Origin of the sequence: Streptomyces sp. NBC_00207 (genome assembly GCF_045160965.1) — a bacterium.
GTDB lineage: Bacteria > Actinomycetota > Actinomycetes > Streptomycetales > Streptomycetaceae > Streptomyces.
This window is the reverse complement of sequence record NZ_CP130715.1, coordinates 901,826-925,291: the sequence shown is the minus strand read 5'-3', so window position 1 is coordinate 925,291 and position 23,466 is coordinate 901,826. Positions and strand designations below refer to the sequence as shown.

Annotated in this window: 23 protein-coding genes; 7 read left to right on the top strand and 16 right to left on the bottom strand. The window is 69.7% G+C overall.

The genetic code is table 11. The features are described 5' to 3' along the window. The first annotated feature begins 17 nt into the window (after positions 1 to 17). The gene (locus OG472_RS04775) at positions 18 to 716 is read left to right on the top strand and encodes an alpha/beta hydrolase (protein WP_405940971.1); all 699 of its coding nucleotides are present in this window, start codon (positions 18 to 20) and stop codon (positions 714 to 716) included. A gap of 67 nt (positions 717 to 783) precedes the next feature. Next, positions 784 to 1,353, top strand: coding sequence for a hypothetical protein (locus OG472_RS04770; protein ID WP_405827977.1), 570 nt, complete (start codon positions 784 to 786; stop codon positions 1,351 to 1,353). Here OG472_RS04770 and OG472_RS04765 read toward each other — a convergent pair. Beyond that, the gene (locus OG472_RS04765; RefSeq protein WP_405940970.1) at positions 1,274 to 1,966 is read right to left on the bottom strand and encodes a hypothetical protein; all 693 of its coding nucleotides are present in this window, start codon (positions 1,964 to 1,966) and stop codon (positions 1,274 to 1,276) included. The two genes, OG472_RS04770 and OG472_RS04765, sit on opposite strands and share 80 nt — an antisense overlap. A 344-nt stretch (positions 1,967 to 2,310) precedes the next feature. Here OG472_RS04765 and OG472_RS04760 point away from each other — a divergent pair, with 344 nt between their 5' ends. Continuing rightward, positions 2,311 to 2,520: a hypothetical protein gene (locus tag OG472_RS04760; protein ID WP_405940969.1), complete on the top strand. Its 210-nt coding sequence runs from the start codon at positions 2,311 to 2,313 to the stop codon at positions 2,518 to 2,520. Between the two features lie 30 nt (positions 2,521 to 2,550). Here the strand turns inward: OG472_RS04760 and OG472_RS04755 are convergent, their stop codons facing one another. After that, a complete protein-coding gene (locus tag OG472_RS04755) occupies positions 2,551 to 3,321 on the bottom strand; it encodes a 2OG-Fe dioxygenase family protein (RefSeq protein WP_405940968.1) in 771 nt (256 codons plus the stop codon). 552 nt (positions 3,322 to 3,873) lie between these two features. Between OG472_RS04755 and OG472_RS04750 the strand changes: the two genes are divergently transcribed. Then, on the top strand, positions 3,874 to 4,434 hold the full coding sequence (locus OG472_RS04750) for an amino acid permease (protein ID WP_405827971.1): 561 nt from the start codon (positions 3,874 to 3,876) through the stop codon (positions 4,432 to 4,434). Positions 4,435 to 4,469: 35 nt separating this feature from the next. Here OG472_RS04750 and OG472_RS04745 read toward each other — a convergent pair whose 3' ends face one another. Together OG472_RS04745 and OG472_RS04740 are read right to left on the bottom strand one after the other, a co-directional pair. Beyond that, a complete protein-coding gene (locus OG472_RS04745; RefSeq protein WP_401602969.1) occupies positions 4,470 to 4,988 on the bottom strand; it encodes a hypothetical protein in 519 nt (172 codons plus the stop codon). 348 nt (positions 4,989 to 5,336) lie between these two features. Beyond that, complete coding sequence (locus OG472_RS04740; protein WP_405827969.1) at positions 5,337 to 6,509, bottom strand: FAD-dependent oxidoreductase; 1,173 nt, start codon at positions 6,507 to 6,509, stop codon at positions 5,337 to 5,339. Between the two features lie 236 nt (positions 6,510 to 6,745). Between OG472_RS04740 and OG472_RS04735 the strand changes: the two genes are divergently transcribed. Then, positions 6,746 to 7,351 carry a TetR/AcrR family transcriptional regulator gene (locus OG472_RS04735; RefSeq protein WP_401602965.1) on the top strand — a complete coding sequence of 202 codons (606 nt, stop codon included), beginning with the start codon at positions 6,746 to 6,748 and terminating at the stop codon, positions 7,349 to 7,351. Between the two features lie 214 nt (positions 7,352 to 7,565). Here OG472_RS04735 and OG472_RS04730 read toward each other — a convergent pair whose 3' ends face one another. Beyond that, the gene (locus OG472_RS04730) at positions 7,566 to 8,486 is read right to left on the bottom strand and encodes a hypothetical protein (protein ID WP_405940967.1); all 921 of its coding nucleotides are present in this window, start codon (positions 8,484 to 8,486) and stop codon (positions 7,566 to 7,568) included. A gap of 1,114 nt (positions 8,487 to 9,600) precedes the next feature. Here OG472_RS04730 and OG472_RS04725 point away from each other — a divergent pair. Next, positions 9,601 to 10,119, top strand: a complete 519-nt coding sequence (locus OG472_RS04725; protein ID WP_405940966.1) for a hypothetical protein — start codon at positions 9,601 to 9,603, stop codon at positions 10,117 to 10,119. Between the two features lie 709 nt (positions 10,120 to 10,828). Here OG472_RS04725 and OG472_RS04720 read toward each other — a convergent pair. Together OG472_RS04720 and OG472_RS04715 are read right to left on the bottom strand one after the other, a co-directional pair. Further along, complete coding sequence (locus tag OG472_RS04720) at positions 10,829 to 11,044, bottom strand: heavy-metal-associated domain-containing protein (RefSeq protein WP_401602957.1); 216 nt, start codon at positions 11,042 to 11,044, stop codon at positions 10,829 to 10,831. Beyond that, complete coding sequence (locus OG472_RS04715; RefSeq protein WP_405940965.1) at positions 11,041 to 12,120, bottom strand: sulfite exporter TauE/SafE family protein; 1,080 nt, start codon at positions 12,118 to 12,120, stop codon at positions 11,041 to 11,043. Before OG472_RS04715 ends, OG472_RS04720 begins: the two co-directional genes overlap by 4 nt. Before the next feature lie 1,586 nt (positions 12,121 to 13,706). Here OG472_RS04715 and OG472_RS04710 point away from each other — a divergent pair. After that, positions 13,707 to 14,165 carry an RpiB/LacA/LacB family sugar-phosphate isomerase gene (locus OG472_RS04710; RefSeq protein ID WP_401602953.1) on the top strand — a complete coding sequence of 153 codons (459 nt, stop codon included), beginning with the start codon at positions 13,707 to 13,709 and terminating at the stop codon, positions 14,163 to 14,165. Between the two features lie 444 nt (positions 14,166 to 14,609). On the opposite strand, the gene OG472_RS04705 is transcribed toward OG472_RS04710, so the two are convergent. The 9 genes from OG472_RS04705 to OG472_RS04665 form a co-directional block, all read right to left on the bottom strand. After that, entirely contained in the window at positions 14,610 to 15,056 is a 447-nt protein-coding gene (locus tag OG472_RS04705; protein WP_401602951.1) for a hypothetical protein, read from the bottom strand. 638 nt (positions 15,057 to 15,694) lie between these two features. After that, the gene (locus OG472_RS04700; protein ID WP_405827958.1) at positions 15,695 to 16,627 is read right to left on the bottom strand and encodes a hypothetical protein; all 933 of its coding nucleotides are present in this window, start codon (positions 16,625 to 16,627) and stop codon (positions 15,695 to 15,697) included. Beyond that, on the bottom strand, positions 16,620 to 16,934 hold the full coding sequence (locus OG472_RS04695) for a hypothetical protein (RefSeq protein WP_405940964.1): 315 nt from the start codon (positions 16,932 to 16,934) through the stop codon (positions 16,620 to 16,622). The genes OG472_RS04700 and OG472_RS04695 overlap by 8 nt, the downstream gene beginning before the upstream one ends. A 1,962-nt stretch (positions 16,935 to 18,896) precedes the next feature. After that, complete coding sequence (locus tag OG472_RS04690) at positions 18,897 to 19,889, bottom strand: DUF4344 domain-containing metallopeptidase (protein WP_405940963.1); 993 nt, start codon at positions 19,887 to 19,889, stop codon at positions 18,897 to 18,899. A gap of 210 nt (positions 19,890 to 20,099) precedes the next feature. Continuing rightward, a complete protein-coding gene (locus OG472_RS04685; RefSeq protein WP_405940962.1) occupies positions 20,100 to 20,666 on the bottom strand; it encodes a DUF4352 domain-containing protein in 567 nt (188 codons plus the stop codon). Between the two features lie 190 nt (positions 20,667 to 20,856). Next, entirely contained in the window at positions 20,857 to 21,396 is a 540-nt protein-coding gene (locus OG472_RS04680) for an isochorismatase family protein (RefSeq protein WP_405940961.1), read from the bottom strand. Between the two features lie 95 nt (positions 21,397 to 21,491). Further along, the gene (locus OG472_RS04675; protein WP_401602940.1) at positions 21,492 to 22,394 is read right to left on the bottom strand and encodes a sigma-70 family RNA polymerase sigma factor; all 903 of its coding nucleotides are present in this window, start codon (positions 22,392 to 22,394) and stop codon (positions 21,492 to 21,494) included. 162 nt (positions 22,395 to 22,556) lie between these two features. Then, entirely contained in the window at positions 22,557 to 23,207 is a 651-nt protein-coding gene (locus OG472_RS04670) for a disulfide bond formation protein B (protein WP_405940960.1), read from the bottom strand. Positions 23,208 to 23,236: 29 nt separating this feature from the next. Continuing rightward, a complete protein-coding gene (locus OG472_RS04665) occupies positions 23,237 to 23,398 on the bottom strand; it encodes a hypothetical protein (protein WP_405940959.1) in 162 nt (53 codons plus the stop codon). Positions 23,399 to 23,466: the final 68 nt, after the last annotated feature.

Here is a 23,466-nt window from a genome sequence, read left to right as displayed (position 1 = left end):
CTGAGGAGGCGGGCGAGTTGGCCGCTGTGGTGCTCGTTCACGGCTTGTATCACCGTCCCGAGCACTTCGCCGAGCTGGCGGAGCGATTGCGGACCGCGGGAATGGAGGTTGTCGTTCCTGAACTCCACCGGGGCTCATTGTCCGCTGACACAGCCGCCGTCCAGGCCGCCATCGAGGTACTGCCAGCGCCCCCGATCGTGCTCGGTCACTCCTACGGAGGGTCCGTGATCACAGGGGTGCGCGGAGCGGGGCACCTGGTCTACCTGGCTGCCTTCGTGCCGGACGTCGGCGAGAGCGCGGCTGGTCTGGGTGGTGCGTCCCCGCAGCTCCGGGACGCGATAGTCCCCGAGCCCGACGGCTCGACCAGTCTGCACCCCGGCCGGGCCATCGACACCCTCTTCGGCGACGGCCCCGAACCCCTCGCCGCCCGGGCGGTTGGCCTGCTGCGCACGCAAGCTCCTGGTTGCGGACGAGGAGTCCCGGAGCGCCATAGCTGGAAGGACACTCCCTCCACCTACGTCGTCTGTGCACGGGACCGGGCCATCGCCCCGGGCCTCCAGCGGAGGATGGCCTCGCGCTGCACCGACGTGCGCGAGTGGCAGACGGGCCACTCCCCGTTCGTGGGACGGCCCGATCTCATCGTGGAACTTGTGCTGGAACTGCTCGCCACCCGCAACCCGCCCAGGCGAAACGAAGCGGGCACAACACCTCGTTGATGGCTGCGATGAGAACGGTCGCTTCGTAGCGGACGGCGAGTCTCTCGTATCGGGTGGCGACCGAGCGGTGCCCTTTGAGACGGTTGATACCGCACTCGACCGCGTGACGGGCCTGGTGGCCGACCGGATCCAACTTGCTGCATGCGGTTGCGCGACTGATCGGCCTTGTCCGGGACCGTGCAACGGATCCCGAGTCTGCGCAGGTAGGCACGGTCCTTCCGAGAGGCGTACGCCCTGTCCGCCCGAACCCGGGCCGGCCAACGTACTCCGCCGGCCGGCAGAGGGTGCGAACACCCCCACCCGCCAGGCACGCGACCGCACGAGCCTGGCTTTCGATGCGCTGGGCCTTCGGGACATGGCCCGAGCCGACTTCAGCCTCGACCCCGAAGGGGCCCTCCACCTCCTGGAGGTCAACGGCCTGCCAGGCCCTCCCCGCGACGGCGCCACCCGCCAGGCGACCGTCCTGCGGACCTCGACCCGCAGGACGGCATGGCCGCCGCCATCATCACCTCTGCCTCAAACGCTCCACACCGCTCGCCTGACCGCCTGCTGCAGGGTCAGGCGACGGCGGCCGCGTAGTGATCGGCGTATGCCTGAAGGCGGGGAGCGAGTTGCCCTTCCGTGCCGGCGGAGTTGAGCTGCATCCACAGCTCGTTCTCCACGACGAAGCGGTACGCGAACTCCTCGAAGGAACCGGCGCACCGTATCAGCGAGCCGGCGGCGGCCTCCCGGAACTCATCCGCCCGCTCCCCGGCCAACCAGGCCTCGGCGGACTCCAGCTCCAGGTGCGAGCACACCACGAACGCCTCCCCCGAGGGGCGCAGGTACAGGTACCAGATGACGCAGTCCTGCTGGTCCCGCATGAACCGCACGAGACGGGCGCCCTCCTCGGCCGGGCTGCGCAACGCCGCGGACAGATCGGTCCAACAGGCCGTCACCGACACCTCGTCGAAGGCGCGGCAGAATCGCTCGCTGCCGTAGAACGCGGCGAAGTCCGAAGGCAGCGCGAGCCCGACCGCGGCCAGCTCCCGTTCGAGGACCGCCAGGTGTGCCACGTGCTCCGACGGCCCGGTGCTCCCACCGCCCATCCACCCGAACCCGCCGTCGAGTCCCACGGCGTCCAGCGGCGGCAGGCTGTCCAGGGGGTAGACCTCGTAGGTGGCGTCGCAGGGTCGGAAGCGGCCCAGGTCGGTGGCGCACCAGCCGGTGGGGAAGCTGACGGACGCGGCGTCGGATACGGCAACGGACATGGGAACCCCTCGTGATGAGCCCGGATCAGTGGTACGTATCCATCCTGCCGCCCACCACTGACAACGGCCGGAGCCGCCGACCCGCGGGTGCGTCCTCGGCTTCACCGGGAGGGTGACGGAGAGCGAGCGGCAGACGGACCGGCGCCCGCTCGTCGGTCCACCCCGGCTGCTTGCCGCCGCGGTCGCGCTTGAGGGGAACCGCGAGCGGTCCGTCGCTGGTCGACCGGCGAAAGACGCCCGGGATGGCCGCGACCGCTTGCTTCCAGGTGGCACTCGCTGCAATCGCGCACCATCAGGGACTGGAAGACCTTGGGCCGTGCCCGGCCGTACCCGCCCGGAGGCAGGTGCCAGACCGCCCGCCGGCCATGGCGGCCGCAGCGGTGAGCGGGTGCCCGGACCCACGGCTGGTCGTACGGATCGAGGAACTGGAGTGCCTGGCCAGGCTGAGCGCGCAGTTCGGCCCGGAGTCGGCGCTGTACGTGGTGTGGTGCCGGTCCTGCGGCGGCCCGTACCACTACCCCTGGCGGCGGATATTCGCAGCCCAGCCCGTGTAGGAAGGCCGGCGGGCTGGGGGCGTGCCGGTGTCACAGCTGGGGAACGTACGGGGCGAGGCCGACAATGAGGATGGACCGTTCGCCCGGCCCTGGCTCGGCGCCCGCGCGGACCGGGCCGACGTAGTGACTGACTCTGTGGTCGTGGACGGCGTAGCCGTCCAGTGGGTCGGTGAGGGTGAAATCGGCGTGGATGTCGGCCCACGGATCCTCGGGCTGGAGGCCTGCGCTGCCCGGTGTGGCGATGACGTTCTGCCCGCCGGTGACGTTGGTACGGCTGATCAGGTGGGCGAAAGTGAACGTGCTGGCGGAACCTCCGTCCTGGTGCAAGCAGTTCGGGGAGGAGACGGCCTCCTGGCCGGGACGGTCGACGCCGAGCCTGATCAGGTGGACACCGGCCCACAGCGGCCGTCTCCCCAGATCCTTCAGGGACAGGACCTGCTTAATGTCCCAGCGCAGGAGTCGCAACAGCAGAGCGTTGCCGCGCAGCGCCTCGGGGATGTCGGGGAGCACGCGCCGCGTCCGCGGGTACGCAGGGTCGCCCTCGCCCTGGGAGAAGTCGGTGACCGTACCGTGTACGGGGTCGGGGGTTCCGGGAATCCAGGACAGTTCGTCCTTCCACGGCAGGTACACGGCATGGGAGTACCGGCGGAACCTGTTCGTACCCGGAGCGTACGGGTCGGGCGGCAGAGCCTCGAAGACTTCCCGGATCCTGGCCAAGTCCCTCGCAGCGGAGCCGGCCGGGATGATCCCAAGTCGCCCGGCGTCGTAGCGGACGAACCCGCGCTCGCGCAGACCGTCCATGCCCTCACCCGGACCCCCTGCGTCAGAGTGCGATCGCCGCTGGGGTTCAGCCTTTTCCACGTGTTCCTCCAACAGGTCACCACAAGGGCTTTGGTGCTGGCGGCCCGTGCCGGCCCCACGCACGCACGCCGCCCCCCGTCACGCCCCGGCCTTGACGCGGCCCTGCGATGCAACCAACAACCCTTGCGGCCTGCTCGTCGCACTGGCGCGGCCACGGGCTGTCCGGCCTGTCCGGGCTGCTGAGCGTCCTACGGGTCGCCGGAGGAAGCAAATCCGATCTGCGAGCCCGGCCAGGAAATCCTCGACGACGCGGTCACCGCCTATGCGCGGCGGCCCGTCCCGCGCTCCTGCGGGAGTGCTCCGCCCCCGAGGCCGAGCACAGATGCGGAAAACCGCCCGCCGACGGTCCGGAGCTCGCCTGGAGCGGTCACGTCCGACGACCGGCGAGGAGGCGGAAGCTTTGACGAGTCTTTCGAGGCCAGCTCCCCCTGCGGGCCGATCACTACAGCCAGATCCGTCCGGCCGGTCGCGTGAGTCAAACGGGATACATATGTGCAAGATTGTGAAAATGGTGCACTGATCGGTCCCTGCCTTCCGTGTGCCTGTGCAGGGATCGTGGTGATGGTCGCGTGCTCGCGCCTCGTCTTTGCGATGTCGCGCGACGGGCGCTTCCCTGCCCACCGGCTGATGCGCCGGGTCGGTCCCCGCACGAGGACGCCCATCCCGGCAACCGTGCTGGTCTTTGCCCTGGGCGTCGTCCTTATGGTCGCGCTGCCGGTCGCCGTCTGCGCTCTGGTGTGGACGCTCATCGCGTTGTTCGTTCTGGTGACCCCGAAAGAGGCGCTCGTCTCCGTCGCGATCGTGGTGGGCCTACTCCTTCTGGGCGGCCCTTTCCGAAGGACCTCCCCTCACAAGTCGCCCACGTCCTGGTACACCTTCACCACTGATCCTCTCGACCACTCCCGGGCTGGTCGGTGCGCCACCACCCCGAGCACGGCCGGACCGTGCTGCCACGGTCTGCGCTCCCGACATGCACGACGAACGCGCCGACCCCGGCCGCGCCCACCTCGGCAAAGTCCGTACCTTCGAGCCCAAGGAGCCGGCACCGGATAACGGGGCGGGTCGACGGGGCCGTGCGCCATGGCTGTTCACACCGGATTCTCGGAGCGGCAGCATCCGTACCTGTTGGTCATGTCGTACTCGTGGCCGACCAGGATGCGTGCGCCGCAGGCGGCGCAGATCGCGGGCGTCACCGGATTCACCCGCAGGACGTAGGCGTTTTCCAAGGCCAGGACGGCGTCCACGGACTCCTTGCCGTGCTCCTTGATGCCCTGTCCGATGAACTCGAAGGCGCCGTACTGGGCCCCGCACTCGCAGTCGATGCGGTTGGAATGGGCGGGCCCGATGTCCTTGACCCCGAGCTCCGAGGTGATCCTCTCCCTCTCCTCGCGCGATACGGGTTCCATGCCCCGGTCCTTGACCCGTCTGGGGCTCCAGTACCACGCCTTGAACGCCTCGGCCTGTCCGGGGGAGAGGTAGAACGTCACCGATCTGCCGGCCTTCAACGCGTCCTGCACGGCTGCCACGACCGCACTGTCGTCCCCCGACATCACGATCCTTCCGTCGCGGACCAGGGCATCGATCTCGGTGAGCGAACCGATCTTCATGGGCGTCCTTCCGGTGGGCTCCGTCGGCTCCGACCGTTCGATGCTCACCCGTGACCGCACCCCCGGCCAGCGGGGGCGAGCGACCGGGGCGTCCGTGCCCTCCACCGAGCCGGGTGAGCTGCAGGCCGCTGGCGGCCCCGACCCCGCCGCGCTGCCGGGGCAAGGTACGCCGAAGCCCACCAGACCGGAGTCACCCAACAGATCCGTCTGCCGCGCGCTCCTGCCACACCTCAGCCGTTGCACAAGGCGCCTCAGCCGCTGCCTCGGCCACCTGGACACCAAATCTGGCCAACTGGAACGCTCAAGCGGTCCCGTCGGCGGAGGCTGGGGGTGCGTTGCCGGCCGAGCTCAGTCGGTGTGAGCGGGGCGCGAGTCAGGGAGGGTGTTGGCCGGCCAGAGGCTGTCGGGGAAGGCGGCGTCGTCGGAGTCGGTGTCGGGCATGAGGGTGGTGAGCATCTGCTGGGCGGTCTTGGCGTTGTCGGTGGCGCGGGGCAGCATGACGCTTTCGTAGGCGTCGAGTGCCTGGTCGATGGTGGGGTGGTCGATGACGGCTCGGGCGAGTTCGGCGCCGTCCAGCAGGGCGAGGTTGGCGCCGACGCCGACGGGTGGCATCAGGTGGGCGGCGTCGCCGAGCAGGGTGATGCCCGGGACGCGCTGCCAGGAGTGGTGAACGGGCAGGACGAACATGGGCCGGTTGGTGAAACCGCCCTCGTTGTGGCGCAGGATGTCCAGCAGGCTCTCGTGCCAGCCCTGGTACTGGGCGAGGAGGCGCGCGCGTACTGCTTGGGTGTCTGTGAGGTCGAGGCCGGCGTGCCAGTCCTGGGGGCCGCGGAAGTTGATGTAGGCGCGGACGTGTCCGTTGCTGTTTCGCTGCAGCACCAGGCTGCGGCGGCCCGCCTTGGCCGACATGGTGCCGCGACCCACCAGGTGAGCGATTCCGGGGTGACGATGGTCGACGTCGTCGAAGTGGGCTTCGATCAACGTGACACCGGAGTAGGTGGGTTGGGCGTCGGAGAGCGCGGGGCGCACCCGGGACCAGGCGCCGTCGGCGCCGATGACCAGGTCGAAGTCTTCGCCCGTGCGGTCTCGGTGGTGGCGGAGGCGGGCGGTACCACGGGGTAAGGGGGTGACGGCCTCGACGGAGTGGCCCCAGCGGACCGTGCCGGGGGCGAGGGAGTCCAGCAGGAGGGCGCGCAGCTGGCCGCGGTCGATCTCGGGCCTGCTCAGATCGTCCTCGCCTGCCTGGTCGTGGCGTATCAGGGTCGCGTGGCGGTCGTACAGGCGCCACTCCTGGCTCTCGGGCCGGGAGAGGGCGAGGAACTGGTCGAACAGGCCGGATGCGCGCAGGGCTGCCTGGCCGGTGTCTTCGTGGATGTCGAGAGTGCCGCCTTGGGAGCGGGAGTGGGGGGCGGCTTCGCGCTCGAAGACCGTGACCGGTACGCCGTGCTGTTGCAGGATGCGCGCGCAGATGAGGCCGCCGAGGCCGGCGCCGGCGATCGCAATACGAGCGGTGGTGGACATGAGCGTCACGCTCCGTTCAAAGGTCGGTGAGGGTGCTGGTGTCGTGTGGCGACGCCGTGTTCTGGGCGTGGCGGATCAGCCGTTCTGGTGTGGGGACACGTCCCGGGTGACGGCGGCCGGGCGCCGGTCAGCCGTCCCCACTCACAGAAGCACAGTAGCCCCAAAAGTGCAATCGCTCCGACTTTGTAGTCGATCGCCTTTGTGATCGAATCCCCTCAAGGGGGTAGGGTGGCGGAATGACCGGGACAACGACAGGACGTCGCGAACGCAAGAAGGCCCAGACGAGGCAGGCCTTGACGGATGCCGCAGTGCAGCTGTTCACCGAGCGCGGCTTCGACAACGTCGGTGTACGCGAGGTGGCGGAGGCGGCCGACGTCTCGCTGAGCACTCTCTTCAAGCACTTCCCCAGCAAGGAAGCTCTCGTCTTCGACCTGGACACGGACATCGAGAGCGCCCTCGTCGCCGCCGTTCGCGACCGAGCCCCCGGCCAAACAGTGCTGCACGCCCTGCGCGACCACATGGTGCGCACCCGAACCTCCGTGCGGACCGACGACCCCACTTTCGTCCTCGTCGAATCCACCCCCGCGCTGCGGGACTACGCCCGGCACATGTGGTTGCGCCACGAGAAAACGCTGGCCGCCGCCCTCGCCGAGGCCACCGGGCTGGCCCAGGAAGCCCCCGCCGTCGCCGGCCTGGCGCGCTTCACGCTGGAATCCGCCAGTGTCGCCCGTGCGAGCGAAGACCCGGCCCGGACCATGCGCGACCTGTTCACCCTGCTGGAACACGGCTGGGCCGCCACCCCCCTGGCGGGACAGGAAGACCACCCCGGTCGGGACGGGTGACCGCGACCGCTCCAAAGGCCGCAGCGTTCTTGCCGAATGGAACGCCCGCCAACTCGAGTACTCATCCGCCACGTGAAGCGCTCAGTCGCAACAGCATCCTGTGACTTAGCGCTGTAGTTGGCCGCACTGGCCAACTACAGCGCTCGAGATTCCGCAGTCTTTCGGCGACCCCGTGCCGTCGTGGTCCCAGGTCGCCGCCACCTCGCAGCGAGGGCTATGACGCGGTCAGTACCCACCACTGCCGCAGCGTGCGGAGGGTGCGCAGGAAGATGTGAGGCCCCCGGCAGACGGGCCGGGCGTAGCGCCTGACGGGGTCACCGTTCGGGAAGACGAGTTCCTGACGGCCGACGACTACAGCTCCGTCCTCCGCCAACTGGACCTGGTGGAGGGTGCTCAGCCGGGTAGCGGTGTCGGTGCCCCGCTCCTTCCCTCCGAGAAGGAGCAGCCGGTCCCCGCGGACGGCGAGGCCGAACGGGTCCGAGACCGGCAGCGTGTGGATGCGGAGTATCCCGCTGGACCTGGTTTCGACGAGTGGTGCGCCGGGCCAGTACGAGGCGCGCGCGGTGGAGGCGGAGACGTTGACGGTGTTGATCCCCGCCAACTGGTGGTGGGGCTTCGGTGGGTACAGGCCGCCTGAGCGGTTGCCCTGGTTGTCCCAGTGGACCAGCCCGCCCGCGCTGACGGGGTCACCGCCGTATATCCCTTCCTCGGCGTACCCGGTCCAGAAGCCCGCCCTGCGGTCTGAGACCAGGTGCGTGAGGCAGGTTCCCAGGCGGAGCCGGCGCCGGGGACGGCCGTCGGGGCCGAAGAGCTGGCCGGAGGGTGCGTTCGGCCCTCCGTTGCCGGAGAGGATGAACCCGCCGCCCGGGAGGGCATCGAAGGCTTTCGGCTCCACGGCCACTCCGTGCAGGGTCCGTTCCCGGACCTCGCCCCGGTCGCTGAGGACGACAAGGGCATTGAAGGGCAGCTTCGCGGGTGCCGGGATGTCCCGGCCGCCCCATCTGTAGGGGAAACGGGCATCGGGGCAGATGAGCCAGAGAGCCCGGCCCCACGGATCGATCGTGGAGGCCAGAACCTTCCGTTCGTCGTACTGCCGAGGCAACAGTGCGTAGGGACGCAGTGCCACCTTCGTCAAAAGATCACCTCGCGGGCGAAGGAATGCAACGTCTCATGATCACACGATTGCTGCTGATTGAGCCGTCCCGGGCGACGAGGGATGACCTGGCACTTTGCCCCTCACCATCCTTCAATTTGCCGGATGCAGTGGTGAGGGCGGCGGGCCCAGCGGACGGGCGGCCGGCAGGAGCAGGGTAGGGACGGGCCAGCTACAACGCTCAGGGGCCAACTACGACGCTAAAGGGCCGACTGCAGCGCTAAGTCACACATCCGATCGGCGGAGGGGTGTCATTCGCGTCCATAATCGAACATCTAATTGAATTAATGGATGGCGTCCATCCGCTTCCCCGACGAGCTGCTCGACCTCCAGGCCGCATGGCTGCGCACCTACGCCGAACCTGGCCCGCCAGCCCGCGCAGGCCGGCACCACGGCGCTTCGACGTCGGCTGATTGCCCTCTCCTGCCGCATCGAGGCGCATCCTTTCTGGGCCGTCCCGGGCCGCTCCCGGGCTGCCCAGGTCGAGCTGCGCCGCCGCGCCCGGGCCTGCGCGTGGGTGGCCGCGGCGTGAGCGCCGAACCGGGCGGCCCGAGACCGGCCACCGGATTCCCGGACGACCTGGTCGCTCTGGAGCAGCAGTGGACCCGGATCTTTACCCGGCTGGCCGCAGATCCCCCGGCCGACGGGCACGAGATACGCAGGGAGCTGCTCGGCCTCAGCCTCCGGCTGGACGCTCATCCGCACCGGGCGACCACCGAGGCCGGCTGGAGCAGGGCGGCCCGGCGCGCCCTCCAGCACTACCCGGGCGCCGCACCCGGCGGGCGAGGAGCAGCTGGTCACGCGATGCGTGGACGGCCGCATCATCGCGGTCCCGCCCGGCGAGGCCGCGTCCCGGCGGTGAAGAACGCCCTGATGCGGCCCGGTGTGGACGCTTGCCGTGATTGCGCGGCCGCCGAGGTGCTGGGCCAGTGGCGTCGAACCGGTGCTGCTCGGGCAAGGGGGCCTGTCACGCGCCTGTGACAGTCGGCGGACAGCGTCGTGAAGTCCGGGAGTCAGTCTTTTCAGCAGAAGAACAAACCAGACATTTCGCCGGAGTCCTTCAGCCCCCCGCCCCCGTTTTTCTGGAGTAATTCTCATGGCTCGCACTTCCCGGAAGCAGCGTTTCTCGATGTTCGCCGTCTCGGCCGCGATTGTCGGGGGAGGCGTGCTGCTGCCCACCAGTGCATTCGCTGCGCCGGCCAAGCCGCAGGTCAGCGAGGCAGCCGCGCTGGTTGCCGACCACGCGAAGAGCGGTCATGGGAGCAAGGGGAAGAAGGACAGCTGGGGCCACAAGGGCAAGAAGAACCAGGGAAAGAAGCACGGCAAGTTCAAGGACGTGAAGAACATGCCGGGCTGCAAGTTCTACCAGGGCACGGTGTACTGCGAGCACAAGCCCGAAAAGCCCGCCCCGGGCACCGAGACGCCGGGTACGGAGACGCCGGGTACGGAGACGCCGGGTACGGAGACGCCGGGTACGGAGACGCCGGGTACCGAGACGCCGGGTACCGAGACGCCGGGTACCGAGACGCCGGGCACCGAGACGCCGGGCACCGAGACCCCGACCACGGAGACCGGTGAAACCCCTGGGGAAGCAAGCCCGGGCACTTCCGGCTGAGTCTGAGACCCAGCGCGTGGCTTCCCGTGCCGGTATCGGTTCACACGGTGATGCCTTCATGTAGCTGACCAGCCCCTGCCGGCCCGTCGGGCCAGGCAGGGGCTTCGGTCTGCTTTGCCGGCCCGGATGCCGACCCCTGCCCCGCCCCGGTCCGGACCGAAGCGCCGGATCGGTCCAGGGTGACGCGACGAGCGGTCCGGCGAGATGCTGGACGTGCTCCTCGACGCGGACACCGGGCCGCGCCTGAAGCTGATCAGCGGGGACGAGGCGAGGGCCCTGATGGGAGATGAGCCTTCGCATTGGCTCCCGGCTGGCCTGAAGGTCGAGCCCCTACGGCGCGGTCTCGTAGGAGACGGCGGCGCCGGGCAGTCGTCCGCCAGGCCGAGGAGCGCTTCGCGCTCGCGGTCGTCGGCGGTCAGGTCCCAGCGGAGCTTGGTCTCGACCCGGCCCGTCACGTACGCGCAGTCGTAGGAGGCGGTGAGCGGGAGCCATTCGGCCGGGTCCTTGTCGGCCTTGGCCTGGTTGGACTTCGCGGTGACCGCCCGATCAGCGAGCTGGGCGTGTCCTGGTCATTCGTGTAGGGCTCGCGGCCCTTCGCCGGCCACCCGACGCCCCAGCGGGCGGGGGGCGTCATTCCAGCGGTGAGGTATTCCTCGACCGTGTGCTGGCGTTCCTCCGCCGGACTGACAGTGCGCCGCCCAGACGGGGGTCAGCCGGCCACGGTGGCGGTGTACCCGGCCGTGGCGATCGCTTCGATGATCTGCTCGGCCGGAATGGGCCGGTCGAGTTCGACGACGGTGCGTTCGGTGCGCAGGTTGGTGGTGCTGGCGGTGACGCCGGGGAGCTCTTCGATCTCGTCGTCGATGAGGAGGCCGCAGCTGTTGCAGTGCATGCCGCTGACGGTGAACTCGAGGCGGAGGGTCATCGGGCGGTCTCCTGAGGTGCGGTGGGGTTCGGGCCAGTGGTGACGGTGGCGGGCTGCTGGAAGCGGATTTCGCCGCCGTACATGCCCATCCCGCAGGTGAAGGCGAGGACTCCGGGCTTGGGGGTACCGAGGTCGATGACGGTCTCGCCGGTGACGGGCAGGATTTCCTGGATGCCGCGGTCGGGGACGACGAAGGAGCGGACGCAGCCGTTCGTGCCGCGGGTGGCGACGACCAGCTTGGTCGGCACGCCAGCGGCGGCGGTGATGTTGGTGGGTGTGTAGGAGTTGGTACGGGCCTGGACGGTGATGGTCTGCGTGTTGTTCGCGGTGGTCACCGTCTCCGAGGGTGCGGGTGCGGGTGCGGCTGCGGCTGCCGCGGCGGGTGCAGGTGTGGGCCACCAGCCGCCGAGTCGCAGTCCGGAGGTGAGTGTCCACACCGCGACGGCCAGCACGATCACGGAGGTCACTGCGGTGAGGCGGCCCTGCCAAATGCGGGCGGCCGAGCGCAGGAAGAACCCGAGCACGGCGAAGAGCGGCCCGGTACCGAGGACGAAACCAGCCATGACCGCCGCTCCGGCCAGAGACGAGCCGGTGGTGATGGCGATCAGCTCGACGCTGAGCGTGACGCCGCAGGGGATGAGGACGGTGAGGAAGCCGAGGACGCCCGGGGTGGTGACGGCCGTCGATTTCGCCGACCTGCGCACCTGCTGTCCCCAGGAGGCGGGCGGTCGGGGCACGAAGCGGCGTACGGCGCGGACGCCGAGCATGTCGAGGGCGAACAGCACCATCACCAGCGCGCTGACCACCAGGAGGACGGCGCGGGTACGGGGGCCGGGCTGAACGGCGGCTCCGGCCAAGCCGAGGGCGGCGCCGAGCAGGGTGTGGGAGGCGAGCTTGGCACCGAGGAACGCACCGATGGGAGCGAACAGGCCGCTGCGCTCCCAGGCTTCGGGCGTCCAGGCGGTGGCGCGGCGGCCGACGGCGCCGGCGAGGAGGCCGCCCTGGACGGCGGCGCATGAGGCGCCGCCCGCGAAGAGGCCCGTGGTCAGGGCAGTGACGAACAACGTGGTGGACATGGAGGAGGAACTCTCCCAAGGGGACAGGTACCGGATCAGGACACGGCGAGGCACCCGTCGGTCGGTGCGCGACCGGTCGGGGTGCGGGGTGGTGTCAGGTCCGGCTGACGCAGAGCAGAGCGACTGGGTCAGGTGCCCTTGGCCAGGCACACCCGTCGTCGGTGGTCCGTGCCGACTCCGTGTCGGCTACGGCCGGCTGAGCGAGGGCCGTGGGGGCGGGCGGTGCAACGAGAGCGACGGGAAGGGGCGGGTGCGCGGTCGCGAGCGGGCAGTCCATGCTCATCGCCGGGCAACCGTCGTGGCCCGCACCGGAGACGGCCGGATGCTGTCCGGCATCCGCCGCCGAGTCCACGGCGGCCATCGCTGCCATGCCAGGCATGGGGGCGGGCATGGACATCGCGCTGGCGTGTCCGGGGCCCCACATCAGGTAGGCGCAGGCCAGTACTACACCGGCCAGGAAGGCCGCGACGGCCGGCCGATGGCGTCGGGCAGGGCGGACGAGCATGACCGCGACTCTACCCAGCCACCCCCAGCCGGCCGTCCACCGGCCTCACCGCAGCGGGGCCAAGGGGTGAGGCGGCCGATGCCGGGCAGGAATCGCCCGGACCGGGCGGTGTGGTCGGTGTGTGCGCGACGCCGGGACGGCGGTGAGGCAGGGCTCCTCCACGATCCTCACCTGCGACTGGAAGGCGCGCCGGGGCAGCTGCAGGGCGGCGTGCGTACGCCGCCGCGGGCACGGGCCTCCGCCGCGCCGCCGAGTGCGCCGATCCAGGCCAACCAGCACGCCAGGAGCATCAGCGCCCACTCCGATGCCAGCGGCACTGCCACCGCGGCGCAATGCCCCCACTCACGTGCCGCATGCCGGCGGTCCTGCTGCTCCGGTGTCACCAGCCTCATCCACGTGCACCAGGCCGTCGCAGCGGTCTCAGCACACTTCCGGTACGGGCTGACCCGCTCGGGGAAAGGGAAAGGCGAAGCCAACCCGGGCAGCACGAACCGGAAGGCAAGCACAGGGCAAACCGCTCAGATCCCCCACGCTTCGCGATACCGCCGACGGTCGCCTCCCCAAAACAGCCCGTGGCAGATCTACGGGATGGCGCTGCGGTGCGGCATCGGTCGGCGCGAGTACGCGGTCTGGCGGGTGGTGTGCCGGGGGCCGGCAGGAGGTTCCGGACCTTGTGGCTGCATGGAGGCAGTAGACGGCGGTGTCGAGGAAGTCGACGGCGTACGGAGATCCGACACCAGCGGCCCCGGGGCCGCCAAGGAGACGCCCTCCCCGTCGCGGTGCGCAGGGAGGGCGAAAGCTGCTGATGGGGTGCGCTCGTACGGATGGGTTTCAGCGCTTGGCGGACTGGTGGGATACCAGGCGTGAGCCGTTCCAGTCCCGCGGTCCACCAGCGGTCCGAAGGTGCCGGCCAGGATGTCGATGAGACTTTTGTGGTCGTGTACGCGTTTACGCGTGTACGCACGGTGACTGTTGATCCTCGTGTGACGCCGGTTGAGGTCGCGGTCAACCGCGGCAACGACGAGTGCTCATTTCCGCGACTCGCGACGACCGTCCGTCCACGGCTGGTTAGTCTCGGGGTATGCGGATCTCCGTTTCCTCGGACATGGACGAACCCGTGGCTCGTGCACTCCTCGGGCAGTTGCGCGATCGCGGACACGACGTGGTGACGTACGGGGCGCTGCGCCCCGGCGACGATCCGCAGTGGGCAGCCTGCTCGGAGGCGGCGGCCCGCGAGGTCGCCGCCGGGAACGCCGACCAGGCCGTCGTGTGCTGCTGGACCGGTACGGGCGCGTCGATCGCCGCGAACAAGGTTCCCGGCGTACGCGCAGCCCTGTGCACGGACGCCTACACGGCGGACGGTGCGCGCCGCTGGAATGACGCCAACGTGCTCGCGCTCAGCCTGCGCCTGACCTCCGAACCACTGCTCAAGGAGATCCTCGACGCCTGGTTCGCCGCCGAGGCGAGCGTGGACGCCGAGGACCGGGAGAACGTAGCGCGCGTCAAACGGCTCGACAACACCAGAACCACACCTGAATGAAGGCAGTGACGCCAGCGGTGGGATGGTCGCTCCCGGCACCGTGGTGATGAAGGAGCCCTGGAGATCCGGCCAGCATCATCGGCAGCGCACTGACGACGGACCGGTGAACAACACCAGGAAGGGCACCCGATGCAGTAGCAGGCTCACCACGACGGCTCACTTCGCCACCAGGACCGAACGCCTCGCATAAGACGACGGCCACCGTCACGAACGGCTACAGGTGGCCGACTCACGAGGAGTGAAGTGTCATGCCGGAATCACGCCCGAACGCCGCCGGTACCCGAGCGATCTGTGGGAAGAAGGCGAGCGCGGCCCGCCGCTCGCCATCGAGTCGGTCGCGGCGTTCGGCGAGGACGTCCCTGCCATCAGCTCGTCCAGGACATTCTCGTCGAGCTGATGGCGGGGGCGGACTGGTTCGGCCACGGCCCGTCGGCTCGTAGGGCCTCAGTGGGCCGGCGTCGACCTTCGGTCAACGCGAGCTGCATACCCGGTGTCGCGCAGGGCAAGGAGGAACGCGGTGATGTGGTCCGGTGCGGCCGGGGCTTCGGCGCGCAGGATCCGGTAGCCGTCGACTTCGACGGAGTGCATGCTGCGCTGTTGCCTCAGCCCCTCCTGGGGCTGTTCCACCCTGCCGGCTTTCCGTTGGTACTTCAGGGCGTCGGCACCTGCGGCGATGACTTCGGCGAGCCGGTTGGCGAAGGCCGCGTTGCATCCTCCGAGCCGGACGAAGCCGTGGCCGGCCACCGGCCCGTCGTTGCTCAGGGAGGGAAGGGTCAGGTCTGCGCGTGCGAGCGCCGCCTGAAGGTTGGTCACAGCATCTTCGCCGGCCTGGTAGGCCGTGTCCTGGCGCCGCTTGTATTGGATTCGCTCCGTGTAGGTCAATTCGTACATGTTGCCAACCTCTCGTGATAGAGCTGGAGATGAGGCGCCGGAGCGCGTTGTGCTTGCGTTTCAGTGGGGTGCGGTCCTCTGCCCGGCGCGCCTGCCCCGTAGCCGGGCATGACCCTTCCCTACGGCACGTCGCTCGGGTGTGTCGTAGTGGCCGGATGCCGGGGCTGCGGGTGCGGTCCAGGCCGCATCGCGGTGGACAGCCCAGGATCGGCTGCGATGGGGACAAGAGGAGGTAGACCGTCGGACTGAGTCTGCGCACGGCCCGTGACTATCGGTTTCGATCTTCGTTTCAAAGGTGCAGGCGAGCACCCCTTTGACGTGTGGGAAGGACCGGGTTGGCCAGGGAGGAGTTAGCGGCTGCTACCGCCTTTGCTCTTCGCGGTTGCCGCCCACGGGCCGATCGGCCCTCTTGCGTCGTCGTGCGACAGCCCGGTTCCCGCTGGGACGCTCACCCAGGACTTCCGCCGCGTCGCGTGAACCGCGACTCGCTCTGGCCGGCGGCAAGACTCTCGGTCGGCCGGACTCCCCTGACGGTACCGGCTTGCGCCCACTCTTCCCGGAGGCGTTCGCTCGTTCTTGCCGAGCAGAAAAGAGATGAAACCGGAGGAGGCTCCCGCGCAGTCGCCCGCGTGCGACCGTCATGCGCCGTACCCGAATCCGTGGCTGTGGGACGGAGAGCGGCCTGCCCTGCTGTCTTCCGCAGGGAAGCCGGGAGGGACACGGCCCGGGCCACGTCTTGCCGCGGCTGCGGCCGTCTGCTTGAGCGGAACGGACACGGAGGCCGTCGGGTTCCGGTGTCGCGGCGCGGCCTGGCGAGGCGGTCGCGTCAGTGTGATCTGGCGGACCAGCTGTTGGAAGCAGGCCAGCGCCGCGACCGCAGGAAGGGCGGACGCCGTCCCGGCGGCGATCGTTCGGGGTGCCTGGGCCACGCACAGAAGCGTGGCCAGGGTGGAGAACAACAACACGATGGACCAGGAGTGCAGCGCGCGGCGCTGGTGCAAGGCCGATCTGAGGATGGACAGGGAGGCGACCATCCAGGGGCCGTAGATCAGCAGGGGCCACCAACTGACCACGTCGCGGGCCGTGTGAGGTCCGGCGCTGTGGCGCAGGGCGTCGCAGATGGCCAGCCCGCTGAGGATGCTCACCACAGCGGCGATGGCGCCCACCATCGCGGCGGTGAACAGGCTGCCCGTTTGCAGCAGGGTCACGACCGGCGATTTCGACAGGTTCCGGCGGTGCCCCCTGGAGGCTTGTGCGGGCGGACGCCCGGGAGCGGCGTGCTTCAGCCCTGCGACGAGGCCGATGGTGCTGACCGTGTCACCGGTACCGTCGAAGCCGCCTCGGGTGAGGGGCTCCCGCTGCCCAGCTGCAGCGCTCTCCTGGAGAAGGCCGGCGAGTTCCTCCGCCGGATCCCACGGTCGATGCGCCTCGCCGGGGCCGCCGAGCGGTTGCCCGGGAGAGGGGTGCTGTACGTGCTCGTGCTGTACGTGCTCTGGCCGGCCCCAGAACGCCGAGGTCTCCGGCTCGGGGCGGACCCCGTGGATGTCCGGGTACCCGTACGGCTCATACATGGGAGCTGCCACCCGAGCACTCGCCGACAGTCGTTGCGGACGCTGCCGTGATCCCCAACCGCCTGCCGAAGTCGACCTGGATCACGCTCATCGCGTGAAGGAACTCCTCAAAGATCGAGGACGAGTAGCTCAGATCGATTTCCAGAGTCTCGTGTTCCAGCGTTGCGTTCCGGGTCACGCCCGAGTCGGCTGAGCCCGGAATGAAAAGCCACTTCCCGATCCGGATCGCCCCGGAGTGAAAACTGTCTCCCTGTCCGTCTTGTTCCGCGGCCCTGCGGAAGAAGACGGGGAGCTTTGCTGTTGTCATATTCCATAAACGCTGTCGATGTTGGTCAGGGTATGCGCCATCCGGGTGATGGTGGCCGATGGACAAGTGTTGGGCCTGTCTTATCAGTTTCGACAAACAGACAGGCGAACAGCAGGAACGTATTTCCCTGCCGTCGTGCCCGTCACCTATGACACCCCGTCCGCCCATCTGTCGGGGCGGCTGACGCCAACGCGCGTACTTCAATAGGACCGCCCTGCTGCCGCGCCGAGCCCCATCCATCGGATCCTTCGGCTTCGCTGCCCGGGCTCGGGCGGCCGCCTCACCCCAAAGGAGCGCGCTGCCCCCGGCTTGGAGCCCGGAGGGTCGGCTGCGGCCCTCGTCTGAACGCTCACAGCAGTCGACTGATCATCGGTAAGTAGATCGAGATGCTAAGACTGGTGGATTGCCGCGCATGGCTGCAATCGGAGGACAGGGCGCAACCAGGCATATGCCCCTGCGTTATGCCGATCGACCGCCGGGGCTCCGGTCCGGGCGGTCCTTTCCTCTGTAACCTTCGAAAGGACCAGCCGTGGGAGGCATCCTCCTGTGGATCGTGCTGATTTCCACCGCACTGGGCACAGTTTTCACGTCGTTGCACTCCTCGGGGGTGGGCCGTCTCTGGGGCGTGGACGCCCTTGAACTGAGGCGCCAACGACGCTTCAAGCAGGTTCTGTCCCTGCACGTAGACGCTACGCGGCTGTCTCGTCGGGAAGCCGCGGAGCCGGTGTGGCCGGGGGAGGGGCCCTTTGGCGTCTGCGCATCCGGGTCATTCATGAGCCATGTCGGCCACCCGTCCTACGGCACGACGCCTCCTTGCCGGCGGCCGGCTCCACCCGCTGAACGACTGCAGCTCTGACGGCTGGGTGCTCGCGTCGGCTCGGACTTCGTCGCGTCCTGGGTTCCGGCGACGCAGGTGATGCCGGCGCCCCGGGCGACGAGGTTCCGGGTCGCGGTGAGGCCGCCGAAATGGGCTCGGCGAGTGCGTCCAGTGCCCTGTCGCCTCGATGTATTGGCCTCGTGAACCGTGTCCGGAGAGCTGGGACGAGTCAGGCCGGAGTGCTGTCCAATGCCACACGCCGGCAGGCCGCTCGGCCGGCCCTTCTGATCAAGCAGACCAAGCGGAAAGGCTGGCTGATATCACAGAAAAACCCCGGCAATTCGTACATCGTCGAAGTGAGGCGAAAACCCCGGCAATTCGCACACCAGGCGGCGGGCTAAAACCCCGGCAATTCGCACATTGCTGCCCCCTCGCCGCCGAATGGGTTGTGTTGAAGCGGTAACGGGTGCTCTCATGCCTGTTTGATGTATTCCGTGCTGGGGATCGATGGGGAAGGTGAATTATCTCTGAAGTGAAAGAATTATCATCGGTCTATCATCGTGAGGCTCCTCTGCAATGGACGGGGTGCTCCCGCCAGGAAGGTCCATCCCTCCGAGGCGCGCGGCAGATGAGGAAATTTCTTGGCATGGACCGGGTCTTCCAGATCATCCGGACACAGTCCGCGAGAAGGGTCGCGTGAGGATGCCCCCTGCGGTGACCCAGCCGCTCGTGATCCATGGGCGGCGGTGCAACGGGTGGCGTGCACGGTGCGGGCGCTGCTGATGCGGGCGATCCGCCGCCTGGCCGAAGCAGGCACGGCCGGCGAAACCACCCCGCCCCGCACGCGAATGAGCTCGATGCCAGCCCTTCAGGACGAATACAGGTTGGGCTTCCCCCTGTCCCTGCCACCGCCAGCGGACCCGGCGAGCCACCTGCGCGAATGTCCATGGTGCCGATCCCTTGGAAGTCCCGAGACTCCTGGCCGGTCCGGGCCCACCGAGGACGGTGAGTGATGACGGGAGGGAGATGAAGGGAGGGAGCTGCAGCCGACGCCCACGCCGCCGTTAGCCACGCCGGTCAACGACAGGGCGCGCCGTCAGGTCCGCGCGCGTCTGCAGAGCCTCCCGGGCAGGTGCCGGACGGGCTCATTGGCTGGTGCGGATCTCGTCGATCCGTTTCGCCAGAGCCTGTGTCTCCGCGATCAGCCGCGCGTGTGCCTTCTTCTGCTCCTCGTCGCCCTGGGCCCTGAACGCCGCGCTGAAGTGGGGCTGGAGCTGGGTCCACCAGCCGTAGTCCAGCATGGCCCACGCCTGCGGGCAGAGGGGGGCGCGGGTCTTCGGGAGATAGCCGCTGTCGACCAGGGACTGCTGGTACTTCTTCGGGTCGCTGCCGTCCAGGTAGCACAGGAAGTTGAAGGCCCGCTGCTGGGTGACGGGGTGGTCGCTCGACATGCCCTCCAAGGTCGGCGTGCCTTCCTTGCGGGCGATCTCGTCGAAGAGGATCGCGGCGGCCAGCGACGGGCCCGGTCCGACCTCGTTGACGGTGTAGAAGGACGCGAAGCCGTCGGCCGCGTCCTCTTCGAGGCCGAGGTTGGCCAGGAGGAGCTGGCGCTGCAGGGCGTGGCCCATCTCGTGGCCGAAGATGAACTCGGTCGACAACACGGTCAGGTCGTCGGTGTTGTACTCGGACGCGGGGAACGGGGCGGGCCGTTCGACGGTCTTCACGACGTCGGCGAGGGCCTTCTCGATCTCGGTCAGGAACGGCGGCGGGACGAAGATCGTCCTGCCGTCGGGCTGGGTGACGGCGTCGGTGACTCCGGGCGGCACGTCGGCGGTGACCTTCACGACCATGTCGTGCGGGAGGGTGAGTGTTCTGTTCACCCAGTCGGCCGTACGCTCCAGCACGCGGGAGTTCCGGATCAGTGCCACGGCCTCCCGGTCCTCGGGTTTGACCGTTTGGGCCTCGTAGACGACGGTGACCCTGCCGGAGCGCGCCGGCTGGGGGCGGGGGCCTGCTCCGGGCTCCTGCCCGGCGTCGCGGGCCTCGCCGCTGCACCCGGTCGAGACGACCCCGGCGAGGAGCAGCACACCTGACAGGACGATGCGCGCCCTTTTCGAGCGACCGGCGGTGTTCGGCATCCTTGATCGGCTCCCGTCGCGTGTCCCCGCACTGATCCTCCGGCCGTCCGGAGGCGGATGCCCGTCGAGCCGTCCGTACGGGGGACCGTTCGCCCGCCGGAGACCAGAGCGCCGGCTACCGCCCGCCGGTGGCGGACGCAATGGTGCTCCCGCAGGCGAGGATCCGAACGTGCCGGCCGGCCGCCCGGACGGCTTGCAGGCTGTCGGGGGTCAGGGCACGTTCCACTGCCCCGTATGCGGTGAGAAGCCGCTGTTCATGGAGAAGTGCACCTTGGCGATCTCGGATGTGCCGGGAACCTCGAACGTGATGAATCCCAGTGCGGTGTCCCCGGGCGCGATGGTGATGCTGCCGGGGAACTCGGGGCCGGCACTGGTTTCCGTGTATGCCGGACTGAACTGCTGGCCCTGGGCGTCCACGACCTTCGCACCATTGCTCGGAGAGTCCTGGTAGACGGCGGTGCCGGTGTTCTTGAGCCGGAACTGGACCGCCACGTACCGTGCTCCCGCCTCGGGGGTGGAGTACGGGTTCTTGGCGCGGGCCGGGTCTACGACTTTCACGAGGGTGACGGCGAGCTTCTCGCCGTCCTCGAGGCCGCTGAGGTCGATGGTGGCCCCTACTGCGGCGGAAGCGGGCCGGGACGGTATGGGGGTCGACTGCACTACGGCGGGCGCCGCTTCCCGGGCCGGCGCGCTGCTCGCCGGTGTGGTGGTGACCGTCGCTTCTCCGGAACAGCCCGTGGTAGCCGCGAACAGCCCGGAGAGCACAAGGGCGAGCACACGTCGCATCGAACCTCCCAGAGGCCGCCGTGCTCCGGGCGGAGCGCGGAAGGAAGAGCCAGGACTCCACCATCCTCGGCCGGGCCGGGGCACGCACCCGGAGGCGGTCCCGGCGCCGTTTCGGGCCCCCGTGCCCTACGGGCTCCGCCCGCACCGTGGCGGCTCTCCTGACCCCGACCGGCCTCAGCCCCTATTCCGCGGCGAAGGCCTTCAGGTAGGAGGCCGCGGTATGGACCTCGCCGAACTTCGGGAAGATCCTCCGTACGGCGAACTCGTGCTCGTCCGCCGCGAAGGCGGAGATCGCGTCCTCGACGAACTCGACCTCGTAGCCGTGGTCGCTCGCCGCGCGGGCGGTGGACTCCACGCCCATCGTCGTCACCAGCCCGGCCAGGACCAGCCTGTCCACCCCCAGGCCGCGCAACCGCTCGTGCAGGCCCGTTCCGTGGAAGGCGCCGACCGTGCGCTTGACGATCTCGATGTCACCGGGGCGGGCGATGCCCTCGGCGAAGCCGCTGCCGGGCGGCTGTTCGGCCACGTTGGGACGCTCGACCCGCACCGCCACCACCGGGCGGCCGCCGGCCCGGAAGGCCTCGGCCAGTCGCCCGCAGCGCGCAGCCACCTCCTCGCCTGTGTGGGGGGCCAGCGGCAGGGCGACGATACGGGGCATCAGGTCGATCAGCACCAGGGCGGTGCCGGGGCCGACACCCGGCTCGGGCTTCGAAGTCTCCATCACCCGGCGATCGTAGAGCCGCACGGCCGGGCCCGTCACCGTGTGGTGCGCGGGGCGCGAGGGGCCCCGGGCACCACACGGCTGCTGCCGGCGGCTCAGCCCTCCAGAACGCTCAGGTCGATCCGCGCGAGGCGCTCGGGGTCGGTGAGGATGTCGAGCGCGGTGATCCTGCCGTCCCGGATGGTGAACGCCATGACCGAGATCGCCCGGCCCTCCGCCAGCGCGACCACTCCGGGGATCCCGTTGACCAGCACCGGACGGGCTGCCGCGGCGAACCGCGCGAAGGTGATCGCCTGGGAGGCGACGTCGGCCGCGCCGCGCCGGACCAGGCCGGGGCGCAGCGCGCCGCCGTCGGAGCGGGCCACGACCTCCGGGTCGAGGACGGCGACCAGCGCCTCGAAGTCCCCGCCGCGCGAGGCGGCGAGGAAGGCGTCGACGACCGCCCGCAGCCGGGCCCGGTCGGGGTCCGGGGCGGGCGCCGCGCCCTGGACGCGGCGCCGGGCGCGGCTGGCGAGCTGCCGGGTCGTGGCCGCGCTGCGCCCCAGGACGGGGGCGATGTCGTCGAAGGGGACGGCGAACAGGTCGTGCAGGACGAAGGCCAGGCGTTCGGCGGGGGCGAGCGTCTCCAGGACGACCATGAGGGCGATGCCGACCGAGTCGGCCAGGAGCACCTCCTGCTCGGGGTCGAGGCCGTCCGCACGGCTGACGACGGGGTCGGGGATGCGGACCTGCCCGTCCTGGTCGTGAAGCGGATCCTCGCGCCGCGTGGTCCGCGAGCGCAGCATGTCCAGGCAGACCCGGCCGACCACGGTGGTCAGCCAGCCGCCCAGGTTCTCCACGGCACCCGCGTCGGAGCGGCTCAGCTTGAGCCAGGCCTCCTGTACGGCGTCCTCCGCCTCGCTGAGCGAGCCCAGCATCCGGTAGGCCACTGCCCGCAGATGGGGGCGGTGTTCCTCGAAGCTCCGCGCCAGAACGTCCTTCTCGCTCACCTGCTGCATCCCCCTGTGCCGGTCGGTCGGTTGAGAGACGGACGATAACCGACCGGGACAACGAGGCGTGGCCGCACATTGGTTGGGCGGCGGCCGCACACGCCGGTTCCCCGGCCGGGAGGGCCGGGGAACCGGGCGGGGAAACAGGGAGAGCCGGGGCCGGGGAGCGGTTCAGAGGCCGAGGTCGGTGAAGAACCGGTATCCGGTGGGGTCGCCGGGCATCTGCCAGTGGAAGCCCTGGAGGAGGAAGCAGGCGATCAGGTTGCTGGCGGCGAAGACGACGAGCACGGCGAGGGTGACCACGCCGGCCCGGCGCAGGGCGGGGGAGGTGAGTCCGGCGTCCAGGGGCTCCGCGGAAGGTGTCAGGAACAGTGCGGCAGCGGCGGCCACGGCGGCGGCCAGGAAGGTGATCAGGGCCCAGGTGTAGAGGTGCAGGCCGAACAGGGCGCCGGCGTAGCCGGGGTCCGGGGGCACGATGTGCATCAGGACCTGGGCGGCGGAGACGGTACTGCCGGTCACGGCGGCCAGGATCGCCCAGCCCCAGCCGGAGGCCCACGCGTGGGTGGTCATGGCCCCCTTGCGGGATCGGGCGATGATCCAGGCCGGGCCCAGCGCGCTGAGCAGGAAGAACATGCGCTGGAGCAGACACATGGGGCAGGGGTACTCCCGCAGCCCGAACTGGAAGAAGTAGGCGCCGGCCAGGGTGCCGCAGAGGCCGATGACGTAGGCGTGGGCGAACCAGAGGCCCAGGCGGTGGGAGAGCCGGGCCGGATCGCCGGCCGCGGGGACGGCGGGGGCGGGGGTCAGGGTGGTGGTGCTCATGAGAGGTCTCCTCCTCCGGAACGCGGTGTTCAGAGGGCGATGTGGAAGGCGTGGTCGATGACGTGGGGCAGGAACGCCAGCACCGTGACGATCAGGGTTCCCGTCCACAGGGGCATCCGGGCCCGGGCCGGCCAGTCGCGGACCACCGCCACGACGCACAAGAAGATCAAGAGGAAGAGGAGGGTGTACATGGTGTCCCTGCTTCATCGGGGGGAGCTTTTCTTGACTCCACCCTCCGCCCGGGAGTTCCGCGCCGGTA

What these genes read in the sequence shown, in the direction of transcription:
- OG472_RS04765 (WP_405940970.1), bottom strand. Translation starts at nt 1,966, where the DNA reads ATGTCCGTTGCCGTATCCGACGCCGCGTCCGTCAGCTTCCCCACCGGC.
- OG472_RS04755 (WP_405940968.1), bottom strand. Translation starts at nt 3,321, where the DNA reads ATGGACGGTCTGCGCGAGCGCGGGTTCGTCCGCTACGACGCCGGGCGA.
- OG472_RS04745 (WP_401602969.1), bottom strand. Translation starts at nt 4,988, where the DNA reads ATGAAGATCGGTTCGCTCACCGAGATCGATGCCCTGGTCCGCGACGGA.
- OG472_RS04740 (WP_405827969.1), bottom strand. Translation starts at nt 6,509, where the DNA reads ATGTCCACCACCGCTCGTATTGCGATCGCCGGCGCCGGCCTCGGCGGC.
- OG472_RS04735 (WP_401602965.1), top strand. Translation starts at nt 6,746, where the DNA reads ATGACCGGGACAACGACAGGACGTCGCGAACGCAAGAAGGCCCAGACG.
- OG472_RS04725 (WP_405940966.1), top strand. Translation starts at nt 9,601, where the DNA reads ATGGCTCGCACTTCCCGGAAGCAGCGTTTCTCGATGTTCGCCGTCTCG.
- OG472_RS04720 (WP_401602957.1), bottom strand. Translation starts at nt 11,044, where the DNA reads ATGACCCTCCGCCTCGAGTTCACCGTCAGCGGCATGCACTGCAACAGC.
- OG472_RS04715 (WP_405940965.1), bottom strand. Translation starts at nt 12,120, where the DNA reads ATGTCCACCACGTTGTTCGTCACTGCCCTGACCACGGGCCTCTTCGCG.
- OG472_RS04710 (WP_401602953.1), top strand. Translation starts at nt 13,707, where the DNA reads ATGCGGATCTCCGTTTCCTCGGACATGGACGAACCCGTGGCTCGTGCA.
- OG472_RS04705 (WP_401602951.1), bottom strand. Translation starts at nt 15,056, where the DNA reads ATGTACGAATTGACCTACACGGAGCGAATCCAATACAAGCGGCGCCAG.
- OG472_RS04700 (WP_405827958.1), bottom strand. Translation starts at nt 16,627, where the DNA reads ATGTATGAGCCGTACGGGTACCCGGACATCCACGGGGTCCGCCCCGAG.
- OG472_RS04695 (WP_405940964.1), bottom strand. Translation starts at nt 16,934, where the DNA reads ATGACAACAGCAAAGCTCCCCGTCTTCTTCCGCAGGGCCGCGGAACAA.
- OG472_RS04690 (WP_405940963.1), bottom strand. Translation starts at nt 19,889, where the DNA reads ATGCCGAACACCGCCGGTCGCTCGAAAAGGGCGCGCATCGTCCTGTCA.
- OG472_RS04680 (WP_405940961.1), bottom strand. Translation starts at nt 21,396, where the DNA reads ATGGAGACTTCGAAGCCCGAGCCGGGTGTCGGCCCCGGCACCGCCCTG.
- OG472_RS04675 (WP_401602940.1), bottom strand. Translation starts at nt 22,394, where the DNA reads ATGCAGCAGGTGAGCGAGAAGGACGTTCTGGCGCGGAGCTTCGAGGAA.
- OG472_RS04670 (WP_405940960.1), bottom strand. Translation starts at nt 23,207, where the DNA reads ATGAGCACCACCACCCTGACCCCCGCCCCCGCCGTCCCCGCGGCCGGC.
- OG472_RS04665 (WP_405940959.1), bottom strand. Translation starts at nt 23,398, where the DNA reads ATGTACACCCTCCTCTTCCTCTTGATCTTCTTGTGCGTCGTGGCGGTG.